Consider the following 17,815-nt stretch of genomic DNA (forward strand, 5'->3'; position numbering starts at 1 on the left):
TGCAGTGAAAGATATCCATTCCTGCTTTCTCAGTCGTCTGCGGCAGAAAAACCTGTATTATGAAGGACATGGTCATGGACAATGCCTTGATCATCCAAGAGCAATCCATGGAGGACTCCACCAAAGACAGCGCCCCCATCGACGCCCATCTTCTGATCTGAAATCCAAAGATTTTCGGTGCCGACTGGCTCATTGAGCAGTCCATAAACTGGTGTATGTCCAAAGACGATCCATTTGCCTGTATGATTCTCCGCTTCATGGAATGGTTTTCGGATCCAGACCTTTTGGTAATCACTGGTTTCCCGCCAATTATCCAGGGTTAGATCCACACCAGCATGGACAAAGTAATAGGTTTCTGTCTCGTAGTCAAAGGGCAGACTGCGGATAAAGGCTACCAAGTCAGGAACGGCATTTTCTACTGCTTGCGCATCCGCAATGCCATCTACAGGAGTATCGAGTGGCCGGCCTAACAGAGAGTTGATGGTCGTATCGCCACCATTTCTTCGGTAGTGATCATAACGCTCTTCTGGATTGTCCAACCAGGCTAAAAACATGTACTCGTGATTCCCGGAAAGGCAAACAGCTCCGTGATGGTCTACGTAGTCCTTTACGATTTCAATTGATCGTTTGCTGTTTTCGCCTCGATCTATCAAATCCCCTAAAAAGACCAATTGGGCTTTTCCATCCCACTCTGTCATGAGCTCTTCTAGCATTTGTACTTTTCCGTGAATATCTCCAACTACAAAGTATGTTGACATTGTTTCAAACCTTCTTTCTCTTAACGCTTGAGAAGTTGCTCTGCTTGTTGACGGGCAGCTTCCGTTAGATCCTCTCCTGCCAGCATCTTGGCAATTTCTTCGATTCGTTCTTCTCTATTGAGCAAACGCACAGTAGAGACAGTTGAGTGTTCATCACTGATTTTCTCAATATAGAATTGATAATCTGCTGCAGCGATGACTTGAGGCAGGTGAGAAATGGCAAGCACTTGGCCATTTTGACCAATCTTATGAATTTTCGCTGCGATGGCTTGAGCCACGCGACCAGAGACCCCTGTATCCACCTCGTCAAAGACGATACTAGTTTTTCCTTCTTTTCGAGAAAAAGCCGACTTAATAGCCAACATCAAGCGTGACAATTCTCCGCCGGATGCTACCTTGACAAGGGGTTTAAAGTCCTCACCTGGGTTGGTCGAAATGTAAAATTCGACAGCTTCATTTCCCTCACGATTAAACTTAGCCTTGCTAAAACGTACTTGAAAACGCGCCTTGTCCATGTAGAGATCTGCCAATTCTTGCTGGATTTCATTTTCCAAAGCTTGGGCCAGAGTATGCCGCTGATCACTCAAATCTTGAGCCAAGGTGACCAAACTCTTTTCTAGACGTTTGAGTTCTTTTTCCAAGTCCTCAGACGAGAGGTCACTTCCAGTGAGGAGGCTATATTCTTTGGTGATTTGCGCCAGGTATTCCAAGACGTCCTTGACTTGACCACCATACTTGCGCGTGATGGAGTGGATCAAATCTAAACGTGATTCCACCTGCATGAGGCGATTGCCATCAAACTCCAGACCATCGACCACATCTTCTAAGCGCTTGGTAATATCCTCAAGGGCATAAAAGGTTTCTGATAACTGGCTTGAGAGCTCTTTGTAGCTGGGATCATATTCTTCGATGCTTTCCAGATCATTCATGGCTGAGCGCACATTGGAGAGGCTCGAAAACTCTTCTGCATCCAGCATGGTATAGGCATTGGTTAGGGTATCAGCAATCATCTTGTGATTAAGCAGGCGTTGGCGTTCTTGCTCCAGACGCAGGTCCTCATCCACTTCCAAGGCAGCTGCCTCAATCTCTGCGATTTGAAACTCCAACATCTCGATACGAGCCTTGTTTTCCTGCTGGTTGCGCTGGAGTTCCACCACTTGTTTGCGCAGGCGTTTGTAGTCTTCGAAGGTCTGACGATAAGCATCTTTAGTTTGGAAAAAGGCTGCATCCCCAAATTCATCCAGCATAGCGATATGCAATTGGGGCCGCATGAGTTCTTCCTGATCATGCTGGCCATGGATATCCACCAAGTGTTGGCCGACTGCCTTTAAGACAGATAAATTCACCATTTGACCATTGATCCGGCTGACACTTCGTCCATTTTGCAAGATCTCTCGGCGAATGATCAATTCATCGGTCCACTCTAGTCCTTGCTCTTCAAAAAGAGCTGTCAGGTGTCGATTGCTCTCAACGGTAAAGAGACCTTCGATTTCCGCTTTTGGGGCTCCATGTCGAATGACGTCCGTCGTTGCGCGGCTTCCCAGCATCATGTTCATGGCATCGATAATGATGGATTTCCCTGCACCTGTTTCCCCTGTCAGTACCGTCATTCCCTTTTCAAAATTTAAGGAAATCTCTTCGATAATGGCAAAGTTCTTAATCGAAATTTCTAATAGCATAGGCTCTTACCACCCAAAGATTGATTTGAGGATATTCTCTGCTTCTGGTGCGGAATAAGCAATCAACAAGATCGTATCATCATCTGCAACAATACTAAAGATATGCTCCTTATAAATCTCCCGCAAGCGACGTTTGACTAAAGGCGCTGTCCCTGGAACCATGGTGAAATTGACATATTCTCCCATGCGACGATGAGACAAAATATTGCTTTCGATCATCCCGATCCCTTGGTGGTGCTTACGTGGCAATTCATAGACATAGGTCATGTCTTTGAGAGGGCGTTTTACGATGCCCAATTCTTTGATATCCCGTGACACCGTCGCTTGGGTTGCTGAGATGCCTTCTTCTTTCAAATGTTCGACGATCTCTTCTTGCGTCCCCACTTCATGATCGCGAATGAAACGACGAATTTTTTCTAATCTGATATTCTTACTCTTCATGTTTAAATTCCTTGTGTGCCAGCTCCACAACAGCCTCCAGCTGCTCTGTCGTTGGCTTTGTTTTCTCTTCTTTTTTTTCTAGATACATCAAAAATTCGATGTTGCCATGGCCTCCTTGGATAGGGGAATAAGCCACTTCCATTACCGCAAAGCCATGTGTCCCTGCAAACGCAGCGACCTTTTCCAGAACGGCTAAATGAATCTTAGGATCCTTAATGATCCCATTTTTCCCGATCTGTTCGCGTCCTGCCTCAAACTGAGGTTTGACCAAGGCCACGACTTGTCCATTTTCTGCCAAAATCCGGTGAAGGGCTGGCAGAATCAAGTCCAAGGAAATAAAGCTGACATCGATACTCGCAAAGCTCGGTGTCGCTTCAAAATCATCTGGCTCGGCATAGCGGAAATTGAACTGCTCCATCGAGACCACCCGAGGATCATTACGCAATTTCCAGGCCAACTGATTGGTCCCGACATCCACCGAAAAGACCTGGCTGGCTCCATTTTGCAGCATGACATCTGTAAAGCCACCTGTAGAAGCTCCAATATCAATCGCAATTTTACCCTCTACAGATAAACCGAATTGGTTCAGGGCTTTTTCTAATTTAAGACCGCCCCGGCTGACATATTTGAGCTTTTCGCCCTTTAATTTCAACTCGGTTGCTTCATCAATTTTTTCACCCGGTTTATCGAAGCGCTCACCATTGATAACAGCAACGACAAGACCTGCCATCACCCCTCTTTTGGCTTGTTCACGGGTATCAAATAGGCCTTGTTTATAGGCTAATACATCTACTCTTTCCTTAGCCATCTATTCGTAATCCTTCTATTAATTTCTTGATCGCTCGCGGATCAAAGTTGCAAGTAGCTGTAATCTGATCCAACAAGTCCTCGCAAGCGTCTAATTCGCTTGTCAGCAAAGCTTTTGATTCTTCCAATCCCAACAGGGCTGGATAGGTCGATTTTTCAGCTACTAAGTCCTTTTGAGGAGTCTTACCCAAAGCTTCAAAATCAGCGACCAAATCCAAAATATCATCCCGCACTTGAAAAGCCAGGCCTAATTTTTTCCCGATTTTTTCTAAGAGCTGAGCAATGTCTGCTTGCAACTCTAAAATCAAACCTGCTGCGATGAAAGGATAGGCAAGGAGGCGTCCTGTCTTATTGGCATGGATGGTCTTCAACTCTGCTAGTGTGAGCTGTTTGTGCTCCCCTTCCATATCAAGGACTTGGCCAGCTACCATTCCACGACTACCGGAAGCATCTGACAATTCAAGAATCAAAGAGACCTTGACCGCATCGGGAAGGGCACTCGCAGCAATCATCCCAAAGGGATCGAGAAAAAGCGCATCCCCTGCTAAAATCGCCAGGTCTTCTCCGAATTTCTTATGATTGGTCAATTGCCCCCGACGGTAATCATCATTGTCCATGGCAGGCAGATCATCGTGAATAAGGCTTCCTGTATGGATCATCTCTAAAGCCCCTGCCACTTGAAAGTGAGCCTCCGTTAATTCCAGTCCAAAGGCCTCTAACAATTCTAGAAGGAGCAAGGGGCGCAGGCGTTTTCCACCTGCCTGGATGGAATAAAGGACCGACTCCACTAAATGGGGGGCAACGGCTTTCTCCTCATAAAAAGAGCGAACCGCTTGCTCTACTCTATTTCGTTTTTCTTCTTGTCTCATGCTAGATCCGCTTCAGTACCATCTGCTTGCATGACCTTGACCAAGGTTTTCTCTGCTTGATCCAAGGTATCTTGCAATTCTTTTGACAACTTCATTCCTTTTTGGAATTCTGTAATGGCTTCTTCTAAAGCCACATCACCACTTTCCAATTTTTGGACGATAGCTTCCAAATCTGCTAAGTTTTCTTCAAATTTCTTTTCTTTCGACATGTTTTACCTCTACTTCTAACTGGCCATCTCTCATGATGAGGGATAGCGGGTCCCCTTCTGTTACTTTCGCAACCGAATCTAGGACCTGATCTCCTTCCTTAACCATAGCATAGCCACGCGCAATAATCCGACTGGTATCGAGCATCAAGAGGGCTTCTGATAAGCCTTGCACCTTGATCTTTTGCTCTTTTAGGACTTGTTCCATTCGGTTGGTTAAGATTCTCTTATCTTGGAGCAGGCGGTCCTGGTAGCGCTCGATGCGATGCAAAGGAGACATAGCTTCTAGGCGATGACGCAGACCTTGCAGCTGATTGGCTCCTTGTCCATAAGCATCACGCATTCCTTGTTTCAAGCGCAATTGCAACTGGTCAATCTTTTGCATGTAGCCATCATAGAGTCTTTCAGGCTGTCTAAAAATAACCGATTGACTTAATTTGGCCAAGCGTTCACGATTATAGGCCAAGCGATTGGACATGGCTGTTGCCATGCGATTTTCCTGCTTTTGCAAATGGGACAAGAGATCCAACTTCGTTACTGGAGTGGCCAATTCAGCAGCGGCTGTCGGAGTAGCGGCTCGTCGGTCTGCTACAAAATCGGCCAGAGTCGTATCTGTCTCATGTCCAACACTGGAGATAATCGGAATCCGCGATTCAAAGATGGCTCGCACCACTGTTTCTTCATTAAAGGCCCAGAGATCTTCAATCGAACCACCCCCACGACCGATAATCAAAACATCCAAATCATCCCGTTGGTTGGCCCTTTGAATATTAGCAACCACCTCACTAGATGCGCCTTCACCCTGAACCTTGGTCGGGTAGAGCACAATCTCTACACTAGGAAAGCGTCGGCTCACCGTTGTGATAATATCGCGAATCACGGCCCCACTTTGACTGGTGATGACCCCGATCTTTCTTGGAAATTGTGGCAGAGCTTGCTTCCACCGGTCCTGAAAGAGCCCTTCTTCAGTCAACTTTTTCTTGAGTTGCTCAAATTGGATGGCCAAGGCCCCTACCCCATCTGGCTCAGCCTTTTCAATGACAATGGAATAACTCCCACTTGGCTCATAGAGCTGAATGCGACCGATGACATTGATCTTCATGCCTTCTTCTAGCTCAAAACCAAAGCTTCGATAAACTCCAGCCCAGACCGTTGCCTGAATGACCGCTTTTTCATCTTTTAATGAAAAATACTGGTGGTTGGGACGTTTTCGGAAATTGGAGACCTGCCCTGTCAGATAAACCCTTTCCAAATAGGGATCCTTATCAAATTTTAATTTCAAATATTTGGTCAAACTTGATACGGATAAATAGTTGGACATAGGAACTCCTTTCTGCAGAATATGATCAAGTTTAATTATACCAAAAAACACCAAAAAAGGCTGGCAGACAAAGCGAAATCATGAATTTCCTTTCTCTACAAGCCTCATTTTATTCAAGACACTTTCTATTTGTCTGTTTGACACCAGCTTCCTTATTTTTCACACTTCTCTAACCGTTCAATAAAAGAGCTTAGAAGCGCTTGGGGTTCCCCTTCATTTGAATAGGCATAACTAATATAGAAGACTGTTTTTTCCTCTTCAACCAGCGGAATTTTGACAAGATTTGGATATTCTGGAAAGAGAGTCAGATCCGTCATGAGACCAATTCCCAAATTTTCTTCGATGAACACAAATCCTATTTAGGATACAACAAAAAGACAAGTCACAAGACTTGTCTTTTTCTTCTTTAGGAGGCTATTGATTTCCTATTTTTGATAGGTTTTTACGACCCAATTGACCCCTTCATCTGCCGTGAGGGTATAGACGGGATTCTGACTCGTTTCATAAAAGGTCATGGATAGAGTTTTACCATCCACAAATACTTCGATGGAGTTGGTATCGCGAATGATCGAAAAATGATGATCCTTTTCAGCATCCAACTGAATCCATCTCGATTGAAATGCTGGGCTTTCTTTTCCAGAAATGAGGTGCCCAAATTGGTCTCGACTGAAGCTAAAGCGTTTTTGAGAGGCGTCGTAAACCAATTGCAAGACACTATCAGGATCAGTTTCATCGCCATAACCAAGGATAAAGGAGCGACCCGGTTTGGTATCTAGCTCAAACAAGGTTTGTTTCCCTCTAGCTGGGATAATGATTTGATTGCCCTTAACAATGGTTTCTGACGCATGCTCTACAAGAAAGTGTTCTTTCACTGACTCAGGTAACTCCTGAACTAATCGTCCGTCTTTCAGAGACAATTTTCTTGGAAGACTCATACTACCTGCCCACCCATGAGCTAAATCATGACTGGGGATAGACCGGTGCCACATTTGCATCCAAGCAACCATGTATCGTTCGCCCTTTGGTCCTTGACAAGTTTGAGGAGCATAGAAATCCAAACCGCCATCCATTTCATCATAGGAATCGACACGAAAGTGCCCCGTTTCCCAATTCATGTCACCGATAAAGGCAACCGTCGAATTTAAGTTCCAGTATTTTTCTTGCTGCCTTTCCATTTCAATGGGAGACAAGATCAAGACCCATTTGCCATCTAAAGGGAAGAAATCAGGACACTCCCACATAATCCCTTGCCCTTTTTCACCTTCTAAAAGAACTGATGTAAAGGCCCAATCTACTAGATTACTTGATGCAAATAGGAGAATTTGACCTCTATCATCTGGCGTCTTAGAAGCAACGACAGCGTAATAGCTTCCTTGGTATTCAAATACTTTAGGATCACGAAAATCTGCAATATCTGCGATCCCCTCAATATGTTGAGCATGGATCACTGGATTAGTAGGCAACTTTTCAAAGGTAATGCCATCTGTCGAAACCGCAAGACATTGAGTCTCTTCTCGCTTTTCCTCATCGTCTACATGACCCGTATACAGCAAATAAAGCTTGTCATCTTTCACAATAGCACTACCCGAGAAACAACCATCCTTATCATAGCTTTCACTTGGTGCTAAAGCTACTGGCAGTTCTTCCCAATGGAGAAGATCTTTTGATTTGGCATGCCCCCAATGCATAGGACCCCAAATACTATCATAGGGATAGAATTGGTAAAATAAATGGTATTCCCCACGGAAATAAACAAAGCCATTTGGATCGTTCATCCAGCCGATTGGAGGTAGCAAATGAAATGCCCCTCTATATTGCTGGTCAACCTTCTCCCTGTTTTCATCGATATACTGATTTGCCTTCCGAATGCTTTCCTTCATACTGATCACCTACTTAATACCTGTACCAGATCCACCTAGACCTTGAATAATATATTTTTGTGCTACGATATATACTAGAATAAGTGGAATTGTAGAAATTGTCAAAACAGCCATTACTTGATTGATATAAACTGGTTGAGTTGTATTAATGGTTGTAATTGCCACCTGCATTGAAAATTTTGACGAATCGGTTAAAACCATCAACGGCCAGATATAATCATTCCAACTAGAAATAAAGGAAAGAACACCTACTGTTGCAACCGCTGGTTTCGACATCGGCAACATAATCTTGAAAAAGATCCGTAAGATACTTGCACCATCTATTTTTGCAGATTCGATAATTTCTTCTGGAATGGCAATAAAGAAGTTTCGGAAAAGATAAATATTAAAGACACTAGCTAATCCAGGGATAATAACCGCTAAACGATTATTAACTAAGCCAAGTGAATTAATAATTGTAAATTGTGGAATCAACACTGTTTCCATCGGAATGATTAACAATGCCAATAAAAAGCCAAACAGAATTTTTTTACCTGTAAAATTAATTTTTGCAAATGCAAATCCCGCTAAGGCGTTTACAATAATAGACCCAAGTGCAAATGTTCCTGCATAAAAAATACTGTTCCCTAGATATGTTAGAATACTAAAACGGGCAAGAACCTCTTGGTAGGGTTTAAACCAATCAGCTGGATTAAAACTAGGTAAGAATGCTTTCCAACTTGTTAAATTCTTATACACATCTGCTTCTGGCTTCATTGCTGAAACCACCATCCAGATCATAGGAAATAGAAAGAGGCCTGCTAATAGAATTAATAAAACATATTCTAAAATAGTAGTCGGTTTTAAACGTTTCATCCTAATCATCCTCCTTCAAAACTCGCCGTTGTACAAGACTAATCATACCAATCAATGTTGTAAATACTAAGGCAATTGAACTTGAGTAACCAACAAGACGGTCAGTGAAACCTTGTTGATAAATGTAATATACCATAGTGATTGTTGAGTTCAATGGACCACCTTGAGTCATGACCATTGGTTGCACAATCAATTTAAATGCTGAAATCAATGTCGTCAAGAGTACAAATAAGGCAGTTGGTTTCAATAAAGGCATCGTGATATATCTAAATTGAGCCCATTTTGAAAATCCATCCAACTCTGCCGCCTCATAAATATCTTGTGGAATATTTTGCATTCCTCCAAGGAATAACAACATTTGATAACCTGCACCTTGCCATGCAGAAACAAATACAATGGCATACATGGCTTGTTTTGGACTTGTCAAGAATGGTTGTGAAGAAATACCAATTTTATTCAGTAGAGCATTGAGCAAACCATTATTTGGATTTAACAAGTATAACCATAGGATAGAGATAACGACAAGAGACATCACAACAGGAGCAAAGAATGCTACCTTAAAGAACATGTTTCCTTTACGTTTCTTATTTACGATTAAGGCCATACCAAGGGCTGCCCCAAGTTGTACTGGAATGATCCAAATAACAAATTTCAATGTATTCAAGAAGCTTTTTATAAAGATCGGATCTTGTGCTAAACGCATGAAATTTTGTAGCCCTACAAATTTTCTGTCCTCTGGTGTCAATAGGTAATAATCTGTAAAGGCATAATAGATGACCATACCAACAGGTATCACCAAAAAGATAAAAAGTAATACTAATGCTGGAGCTAAAAAGCTATAGCCCATAATATTTTCTTTAAGACGTTCTTTCTTTTTTGTTTCGACTTTCTTTGTTTCGCTCATTGTTCGTCTCCTAAGATGAAATCATTAAATAAAATAAGGTGGAAGGTACATTTTATTACTTACCTTCCACCTTTTAAATGCCAACTATTTATTTAAAGATTGGTCAATTGCCGTTTGCATTTCTTTCGCACGAGCATCTAATACTTTTTGTACATCTGGATTATCTTTATAATAGCTGATATCTTGCATTGCTTGTTGGAAAGCGCGTGAAACTTGTGGATAAGCTACTACAACTGGACGAGCATGAGCCGTTTTGGCATTTTGTTCCATCAAGAAACGCATTGGCTCAGATACTTTGTCCTTAATATTTTTAATTGTTGATTTTCTGATTGGAAGAACACTGTTACCTAAGCTTAGAATTTCACTAGATTCAGTATTTGTAGCAAACTTAACAAATTCAGCGGCTGCTTCTTTTTTATCAGATTTTGTTGTAACGGCTAATTGCCAACTACCTGAAGGTGAAACCAATTTCTTCGTTTTATCTGAAACTGGATAAGGAAGAATACCAAAATCAATATCTTTGTAATTTGTTTGTAGGTCTGCAATCGTCCAAGAACCGCTCAGAAGCATAGGATATTCACCGGTTTCAAAACCTTTTTCAACAGGACTAACTGTCGTATATCCATCCTTCACAAGATCTTGAATAAATTGAACAGCTTCAACACTTTCCTTGCTATTGAAGTAGCCTTCCGCTTTTGTTCCTTTAGAATTCACAACAGATCCACCATTTGACCAAATAAGAGGCATGTAAGCATATGGCAACATCTCATCGTTTGAATTCAAACGGAAATCAATTGCTGGTTTGTTAAAATGATCTTTTAATTTCTTAGAAATGGCATTAAACTCAGACCATGTCCATGGTTTTTCTAGGGTTGGTAAACTAGCTTCATCAATCCCTGCTTCCTTAAACATTTTCTTATTGTAGTAAACACCTACACTTGATTCAGAATAACCAAATGCATAAAATTTACCATCATAAGTTCCCTGTTGTTTAATACTGTCCAGTACATCATCCATATTATCGTCTTTTAGATAATCATCCAAAGGAGCAATCACCTTTGATTTTGCATAGGCTGCAGTATTAGGACCATCTAGTGTAATGACATCTGGTAAACTATTTGTCGTAACAGCGGCGTTAACCTTATCTTCATATCCACCACCACTACCGCTACGTGGAATAAATTCTGTCACAACCTTATATTTCGTTTTCTTTGATTTGTTGAAATTATCAACAACTTGTTGCCAAGCTTTTCCCTCAGCTGTTTCATCTGAGAACTGAACCCAGACTTTAATCTCATTTGAAGAACTTGCAGTTTTGGATTTTGATCCCCCACCACATCCTGCAAGCAATCCTAATGATAGTGCTGCAACTACAGATAACTTAATACCTTTACGCATAGCGTCCTCCTTTTTGAAACGTTTCATTTTTTGGTTATATTTTCAACTCAAGCTAAAATAGTTGAGTTTTTTGAAACGTTTCATTTTATAGCTAAATTATAACAGCGCTTTCATAATTTGTCAAGCACTTTTTATAATTTTTTTGTAGTGTTCCCTTCAAAGAAATGTACGGGTAAACTAATCACATTCTTTTCTATTTTTTCTTTACGAATCAATTTAAGTAATAATTCTACTGCCGCTTGGGCCATCTGAGCTATTTCTTGAACAATGGTCGAAAGTAAGTACGGTTGATCAAAAGCAGGTCTTAACCCATCAAAACCAATAATTTGATAGTCCTCTAGAGGAGTTTTTCCCATCTCCGTCAAAACTTTTATAACACGTAGAGCCATAAAATCATTTACTGTAAAAATCCCATCAATCTGAGGATGAGCTTCAAAAAAGGACTTAATTTGTCTTTCTGCTTGATCTAACGGTTCTGGCATTTCAAGACTACAGAGTTTTGTATTTTGCTGCTTAGCTTCATCTTTAAACCCCCTTCCCCGTTCCGTTGTTTCATTCAAATGTTTGTTCACACCACTAATGTAAGCTAAATTTTGGCAACCTCGTTTGACTAACTCTCGGCAAGCTAGTTGACCACCATGATAATTTTCAGAGGTTACGTAATAGACATTTTCAGAAAAATGACGGTCAATACTAACAAAAGGTAAATTAGAGGAGATATACTTATCGATATCTGAATAGGTGATCCCAATGATCCCATCTACCTTATTTTTTTCAAGTAATTTTATGTACTCTATCTCGTTTTGAGCATCTTTATCTGCATTACAAATCAATAATTTACATTGATTTTTCAACAATTCCTTTTCTACATGATATGCAAACTCAGAAAAGAATGGATGCCAAATGGTTGGAATAAGTAAAGCGATAATATTACTACGATTCGTTTTTAATCCTCTCGCATATTCATCTGGCACATAAGACAATTTTTCAATCGCTTGTTGAACTTTTTTTAATGTCACCTCTTTAATGCCTTTTTCGTTATTGATAACACGAGAGACTGTCCCAACACTAACCCCAGCTTCTGCTGCAACATCTTTCATCGTAATCGATTTTTTTTGCTCATTCATTTTCTCACCTCCTTTCATCCATACTATCATGAAAACGTTTCATTTTCAACATTTTCGTTTGAATTGTCACTCCACTTCTTCATCCATTTGGGGATTTCTTGGCTAATGGTCGTCGGTAGAACCACATAAGCCTCCTTACTCAAGTCTTCTGCAATGGCTGAATGGAGATAGGTCGCAACCACCACGCGCTCATAGAGACTGACCTGTGGAAATTGACCCGCAAATCCTGCGATCATCCCTGCCAAGGTATCTCCCATACCCCCTGTTGCCTGATAGGGACCACCAACATCTAGCTGATAGCCCTCATCTTGCCCACTTGTCCAAATGCGGGTGTGTGGCCCTTTTTCTACAATGACAGTCCCTTTAGGAAAACTTTGAACCGCTTCTCGACTTCTATCTTCAGTCTGGCTTGTTAGATCAAGCCCTGACAGTTTTTCCCATTCCTTTTGATGAGGGGTAAAGACCAACTGAGCCTCTGGCAGGTCAAACTGAGAAGCTGCAAAAAGACTAATAGCTCCGCCATCTAATATCAAGACCTGCTGGCTAGAGACATGCTCAAAAATCATGTGTAAGATCGCTTGGCTTTCTCTTGCTTCCTTTAAGCCCGGTCCTACGAGAATCACACCGGCTTTTTGGAGCTGCTCACAAAGGAGTTCGTGATCGGCTAGATCAAAGCCCATGGCTTCAGGAAGATGGCTATGAAGGGCTGTCAGATTATCAGGATCTGTTGCGACAGTAACCAGCCCCGCACCACTATGAACCGCAGCAAGGGCTGCCATAATAATAGCTCCTCCATAGGGGTAAGTTCCCCCAATCAAGAGCAGGCGACCAAAATCGCCCTTATAAGAATTCTCCTCTCGCTTCACAATAACACGCTGGATCTCTTCTTTCTGAACTGTTCTCATACCTTCCTCATTTCTAGTGAAAAAGGAGAAGCCACGACTCCCCCTCCATCTTTTATTTTCCTCTGAATTCTGCAAAGACTTGCAAGATCTTAGCAGCCACAGCTTGTGGTTGATTTTGTTTGGCTACCAATTGATCATCCGCATAAGGCTGAAGGGCTGGAAAATCACCAATCTGAACTGCATAAAGAGCTTTTTCAAAGAGCTCGATATCATTTTGATCATTGCCAAAAGCCACGAAATTCTCTCCACAGAGTTCTTCTACGGTTGTCGCTTTATGCGTGTCTGCTGGATTGAGATAGATGCATTTTTCATGCGCATGATAGCGGATATGGGCCTTATCTGTCTTTTCGATCCGCTCGATGATCTCATCCACGAGCTCCTCATGGCCACCCATATAGATCACGACCTTAATCGGATCTGTCAGCTCCTCTAATGAACGATATTGGGCTTTCTTGAGGGGATCTACATTAGCAACAAAAGGAATCTTTTCCAAAATCTGTCCGCTATAATCAAAGGTATCATCCACAAAAAATGGTAGATTGTAATGGCGGCAAAAGCCAAGGACTTCCCGATACACATCCTTGTCCAATTGGTCCTCATATACCAATTGCCCCTGACGATAGGCCAATCCACCATTTAAACCAATCACGAGTTGCTGACTCAATGGGTCCCCTAAAAGGCCCAAGCAGTCCCGGTAAGAACGTGCAGAAGCAAAGGCGACTTCATGGCCAAATTCTTCTGCTCTCAATAAGACCTGTTTGATTTCATCATCGATTGTGACACCATCGAATGACAGGGTTCCATCTAAATCAAATACAAACTTCATCTTGTTCACACTTTCATTTTTTTAAGGCACGAACAGCTGCTTCGTAGGTCTGCTCCATCAGCATGGTGACGGTCATAGGCCCAACCCCTCCTGGTACCGGAGTAATATGACTGGCCAAAGGTGCAACGGATTCAAAATCGACATCCCCACACAATTTGCCATTCTCATCGCGATTCATTCCGACGTCAATAACAACGGCGCCTTCTTTCACGAAGTCTGCTGTTACAAATTTCGCACGACCGATCGCAACAACCAAGATATCTGCTCTTCTAGCAATTTTAGGCAGATGATGGGTCCGAGAATGGGTCAAGGTTACCGTCGCATTTTTGGCGAGGAGCAACTGCGCCATTGGTTTTCCAACGATATTGGAACGACCAATCACGACTGCTCGCTTCCCTTCTAGATCAATCCCGTACTCTTTGAACATCTCCATGATCCCAGCGGGAGTTGAAGGCACCATGAGGGGATTTCCAGCCCACAAGCGCCCCATATTCAATGGATGAAAGCCATCCACATCTTTTGTCGGATCAATGGCTAAAAGGACTGCATCCGCATCGATATGCTTAGGCAGTGGCAACTGTACCAAAATCCCATGCCAAAGGGGATCTTGATTGTAGTGTTCGATCACTTCTAATAATTCAGCTTGGCTAATGCTTTCAGGAAGTCGTCTCACTTCACTCCGAAAGCCTGCCGCAATAGCAGAACGCTCTTTATTTCTTACATAGATTTTGCTAGCTGGATTATCTCCTACCACGATGACAACGAGGCCAGGCACAACTCCTGTCTCTTCTTTTAATCGTGCTGTTTTCTCTGCAATCTCACCCTGTAATTTTGTAGCGAGCGCCTTTCCATCAATGAGTGTCGTCATATCAATTCTCTTTCTAGTCAAGTAATGAAAATAGTCCTCTCTATTATAGCAGATTTCAACTCTCAAACCTAACTGTTCCTAATTAGAATTTCCTATAGACGAAAACTATAGCCAGATGGACAAAAAATGAGCTTGAGACCACCCCAAACTCATCCACACAGCTGCTTAGTAAAGCAATTCATAAATTTCCATTGCAATTAAATCAATGCTATCAAATGTATAGGTTTCACGCGCTTCAACATCACGAAGTGTAAAGGTTGAACCTTCTTCTTCATTGTGGTTGTATGCTACTTCAGCGACAACAACACCGTCACGTTCAAAATTACGTTTCAAGTTTCCACCGTCTTTTGTCATCGTCTCCAAACGGTTGATAATCCGTACTAAATGTGATTCCATTTTATTTCTCCTCTTTACTTTCTACTCTCCTATTTTATCATAAAAGAGAAAGCTCTTCCAATAAAAATTCACATTTTTCCATTGATTTGCTCTCTTCTTCAATCCTGAGCGACATTCCGTAGCAAATTCTTGCAAACTTCTAGAATACTGATATAATGAAACTATAAATCTTTGACTATTTTTGACCTTTTGAAAATAGGCTCGTCTCTTGATGGAAAACCATCAAAAACCTACTGTGAGGTATGTATATGCTTTGTCAAAATTGTAAAATAAATGAATCAACCATCCATTTATATACAAATGTAAATGGACGTCAGCAGCAAGTAGACCTCTGTCAAAATTGCTATAAAATTATGAAAACAGACCCAAATAACAGCTTCTTGAAAGGCATGACCCAACGGAGCCAACTCACTGGAGATCCTTTTGAAGATTTCTTCAATAACCTTGGAAACTTCCAAAGTCCGCAAGAACCTCAAACCCCTCCAACTCAATCCGGAGGCAGTTATGGAGGTGGCGGCTACGGCCAAAACAATAACCGTGGTGGTGGTCAAGACCCTCGTCAAGCACGCCCTCAAAAGCCAAAAGGGCTGTTAGAAGAGTTCGGCATCAATGTCACAGAGATTGCCCGCAAAGGGGATATTGACCCTGTCATTGGCCGTGATGAGGAGATTATCCGTATCATCGAAATTCTCAACCGTCGAACCAAGAACAACCCGGTTCTGATCGGGGAACCTGGGGTCGGAAAGACTGCCGTTGTGGAAGGCCTGGCTCAAAAAATCGTCGATGGCGACGTTCCACATAAATTGCAAGGAAAAGAAGTCATCCGCCTAGACGTCGTCAGCCTCGTTCAGGGCACAGGCATCCGTGGTCAATTCGAAGAACGCATGCAAAAATTAATGGATGAAATTCGTCAACGCGAAGATGTTATTCTGTTCATCGACGAAATCCATGAAATTGTTGGTGCAGGATCAGCTGGTGAGGGCAATATGGACGCTGGAAATATCCTTAAACCAGCCTTGGCGCGCGGAGAACTCCAATTAGTTGGGGCTACTACCCTCAATGAATACCGTATCATTGAAAAAGATGCGGCCTTGGAACGTCGGATGCAGCCCGTTAAGGTCGATGAACCAACGGTTGAAGAAACCATCACCATCCTCAAGGGCATCCAGAAAAAATACGAAGACTACCACCACGTCCACTATACAGACGGGGCTATCGAAGCGGCAGCTATTCTGTCAAACCGCTATATCCAAGATCGCTTCCTGCCAGACAAGGCCATTGATTTGTTGGATGAAGCGGGGTCTAAGATGAACCTGACCCTAAACTTTGTGGATCCAAAAGTGATCGACCAGCGCTTGATTGAAGCGGAAAACCTCAAAGCCCAAGCGACGCGCGAAGAAGATTTTGAAAAAGCAGCCTACTTCCGCGACCAAATCGCGAAATACAAGGAAATGCAAGGTCAACATGTCACCGATCAAGAGACCCCTGTCATCAGTGAAAAAACGATTGAACACATCGTTGAACAAAAGACCAATATTCCTGTTGGTGATTTGAAAGAAAAAGAACAGTCTCAATTGATCAATCTGGCTTCTGATTTGAAAGCTCATGTGATCGGTCAAGATGATGCTGTAGATAAAATTGCGAAAGCCATTCGACGCAATCGTGTCGGCCTAGGATCGCCTAACCGTCCGATCGGAAGCTTCCTCTTTGTCGGACCTACCGGTGTCGGGAAGACCGAATTGTCTAAACAATTAGCGATCGAGCTCTTTGGCTCTGCAGATAATATGATCCGCTTTGATATGAGCGAATACATGGAAAAACATAGCGTAGCAAAACTAGTCGGAGCTCCTCCGGGCTATGTTGGCTACGATGAAGCTGGACAACTAACTGAAAAGGTTCGTCGCAATCCTTACTCCCTCGTGTTATTGGATGAAGTGGAAAAAGCCCATCCAGATGTCATGCACATGTTCTTGCAAGTCTTGGATGATGGCCGTTTGACAGATGGTCAAGGTCGTACCGTCAGCTTTAAAGATACTATTATCATCATGACCTCTAATGCTGGAACCGGCAAAGCTGAGGCCAATGTTGGTTTTGGAGCTGCTCGCGAAGGTCGAACCAACTCTGTACTTGGAGAACTCGGTAACTTCTTTAGCCCTGAATTCATGAACCGTTTTGATGGCATCATTGAATTCCAACCTCTATCAAAAGAAAACCTTCTTCAAATCGTTACCCTCATGCTCGATGAGGTCAATCAACGTCTCGCACAAAATGATATTCATCTGGATGTGACAGAGAAGGTCAAAGAAAAATTGGTCGATCTGGGTTACGATCCAAAAATGGGGGCCCGCCCACTCCGTCGTACCATCCAAGACCATATCGAAGATGCTATTACCGATTATTACCTGGAACATCCAAGTGAGAAACAACTCAAAGCAGTCATGACCAGCAATGGGAATATTAGTATCAAAGCTGTTCACAAGACGGCTGAAAAGAAGTCAGAAGCATAATCAGTAAATGTACATTCAGAGAGTGGGACAGAAATCGGTAATTCGTTAGAATTCGATTTCGTCGTCCC

18 protein-coding genes are annotated in these 17,815 nt (G+C 42.4%); 1 reads left to right on the forward strand and 17 read right to left on the reverse strand.

Features of this window, described 5'->3' with window-relative positions; translation table 11 throughout:
* Positions 1–29: 29 nt before the first annotated feature.
* The 17 genes from ABVF55_RS08195 to ABVF55_RS08275 form a co-directional block, all read right to left on the reverse strand.
* Positions 30–758, reverse strand: a complete 729-nt coding sequence (locus tag ABVF55_RS08195; RefSeq protein ID WP_445285211.1) for a metallophosphoesterase — start codon at positions 756–758, stop codon at positions 30–32.
* A gap of 20 nt (positions 759–778) precedes the next feature.
* Positions 779–2,437: a DNA repair protein RecN gene (gene recN / locus ABVF55_RS08200; RefSeq protein ID WP_251457952.1), complete on the reverse strand. Its 1,659-nt coding sequence runs from the start codon at positions 2,435–2,437 to the stop codon at positions 779–781.
* 6 nt (positions 2,438–2,443) lie between these two features.
* Entirely contained in the window at positions 2,444–2,878 is a 435-nt protein-coding gene (locus ABVF55_RS08205; RefSeq protein WP_003006022.1) for an arginine repressor, read from the reverse strand.
* The gene (locus ABVF55_RS08210; RefSeq protein WP_445285212.1) at positions 2,868–3,686 is read right to left on the reverse strand and encodes a TlyA family RNA methyltransferase; all 819 of its coding nucleotides are present in this window, start codon (positions 3,684–3,686) and stop codon (positions 2,868–2,870) included. The genes ABVF55_RS08205 and ABVF55_RS08210 overlap by 11 nt, the downstream gene beginning before the upstream one ends.
* Positions 3,679–4,554 carry a polyprenyl synthetase family protein gene (locus tag ABVF55_RS08215; protein WP_445285213.1) on the reverse strand — a complete coding sequence of 292 codons (876 nt, stop codon included), beginning with the start codon at positions 4,552–4,554 and terminating at the stop codon, positions 3,679–3,681. Before ABVF55_RS08215 ends, ABVF55_RS08210 begins: the two co-directional genes overlap by 8 nt.
* Positions 4,551–4,763, reverse strand: coding sequence for an exodeoxyribonuclease VII small subunit (locus ABVF55_RS08220; RefSeq protein WP_003006013.1), 213 nt, complete (start codon positions 4,761–4,763; stop codon positions 4,551–4,553). The genes ABVF55_RS08215 and ABVF55_RS08220 overlap by 4 nt, the downstream gene beginning before the upstream one ends.
* Positions 4,741–6,081 (reverse strand): exodeoxyribonuclease VII large subunit, encoded by a 1,341-nt coding sequence (gene xseA, locus ABVF55_RS08225; RefSeq protein ID WP_445285214.1) that lies wholly within the window; start codon positions 6,079–6,081, stop codon positions 4,741–4,743. Before xseA ends, ABVF55_RS08220 begins: the two co-directional genes overlap by 23 nt.
* Positions 6,082–6,233: 152 nt before the next feature.
* A complete protein-coding gene (locus tag ABVF55_RS08230) occupies positions 6,234–6,431 on the reverse strand; it encodes a hypothetical protein (protein WP_445285215.1) in 198 nt (65 codons plus the stop codon).
* 75 nt (positions 6,432–6,506) lie between these two features.
* Positions 6,507–7,961 carry a glycoside hydrolase family 32 protein gene (locus ABVF55_RS08235; protein WP_445285216.1) on the reverse strand — a complete coding sequence of 485 codons (1,455 nt, stop codon included), beginning with the start codon at positions 7,959–7,961 and terminating at the stop codon, positions 6,507–6,509.
* Positions 7,962–7,970: 9 nt separating this feature from the next.
* On the reverse strand, positions 7,971–8,816 hold the full coding sequence (locus ABVF55_RS08240) for a carbohydrate ABC transporter permease (RefSeq protein WP_161800641.1): 846 nt from the start codon (positions 8,814–8,816) through the stop codon (positions 7,971–7,973).
* 1 nt (position 8,817) lies between these two features.
* Positions 8,818–9,720: a carbohydrate ABC transporter permease gene (locus ABVF55_RS08245; RefSeq protein ID WP_445285217.1), complete on the reverse strand. Its 903-nt coding sequence runs from the start codon at positions 9,718–9,720 to the stop codon at positions 8,818–8,820.
* An 84-nt stretch (positions 9,721–9,804) separates the two neighbouring features.
* Positions 9,805–11,118: an ABC transporter substrate-binding protein gene (locus ABVF55_RS08250; protein WP_445285218.1), complete on the reverse strand. Its 1,314-nt coding sequence runs from the start codon at positions 11,116–11,118 to the stop codon at positions 9,805–9,807.
* 131 nt (positions 11,119–11,249) lie between these two features.
* Positions 11,250–12,245, reverse strand: a complete 996-nt coding sequence (locus ABVF55_RS08255; RefSeq protein WP_070845308.1) for a LacI family DNA-binding transcriptional regulator — start codon at positions 12,243–12,245, stop codon at positions 11,250–11,252.
* A gap of 26 nt (positions 12,246–12,271) precedes the next feature.
* Positions 12,272–13,150 carry an NAD(P)H-hydrate dehydratase gene (locus tag ABVF55_RS08260; RefSeq protein WP_070845306.1) on the reverse strand — a complete coding sequence of 293 codons (879 nt, stop codon included), beginning with the start codon at positions 13,148–13,150 and terminating at the stop codon, positions 12,272–12,274.
* 52 nt (positions 13,151–13,202) lie between these two features.
* A complete protein-coding gene (locus ABVF55_RS08265; RefSeq protein ID WP_003005996.1) occupies positions 13,203–13,976 on the reverse strand; it encodes an HAD-IIB family hydrolase in 774 nt (257 codons plus the stop codon).
* A gap of 13 nt (positions 13,977–13,989) precedes the next feature.
* Entirely contained in the window at positions 13,990–14,844 is an 855-nt protein-coding gene (locus ABVF55_RS08270; RefSeq protein WP_371608715.1) for a bifunctional methylenetetrahydrofolate dehydrogenase/methenyltetrahydrofolate cyclohydrolase, read from the reverse strand.
* Positions 14,845–15,009: 165 nt separating this feature from the next.
* Complete coding sequence (locus tag ABVF55_RS08275) at positions 15,010–15,240, reverse strand: DUF1797 family protein (protein ID WP_003005989.1); 231 nt, start codon at positions 15,238–15,240, stop codon at positions 15,010–15,012.
* Between the two features lie 248 nt (positions 15,241–15,488).
* Here ABVF55_RS08275 and ABVF55_RS08280 point away from each other — a divergent pair, with 248 nt between their 5' ends.
* The gene (locus tag ABVF55_RS08280; protein ID WP_445285219.1) at positions 15,489–17,747 is read left to right on the forward strand and encodes an AAA family ATPase; all 2,259 of its coding nucleotides are present in this window, start codon (positions 15,489–15,491) and stop codon (positions 17,745–17,747) included.
* The last annotated feature ends 68 nt before the right edge of the window (positions 17,748–17,815 follow it).

Source organism: Streptococcus sp. KHUD_012, from assembly GCF_052588255.1.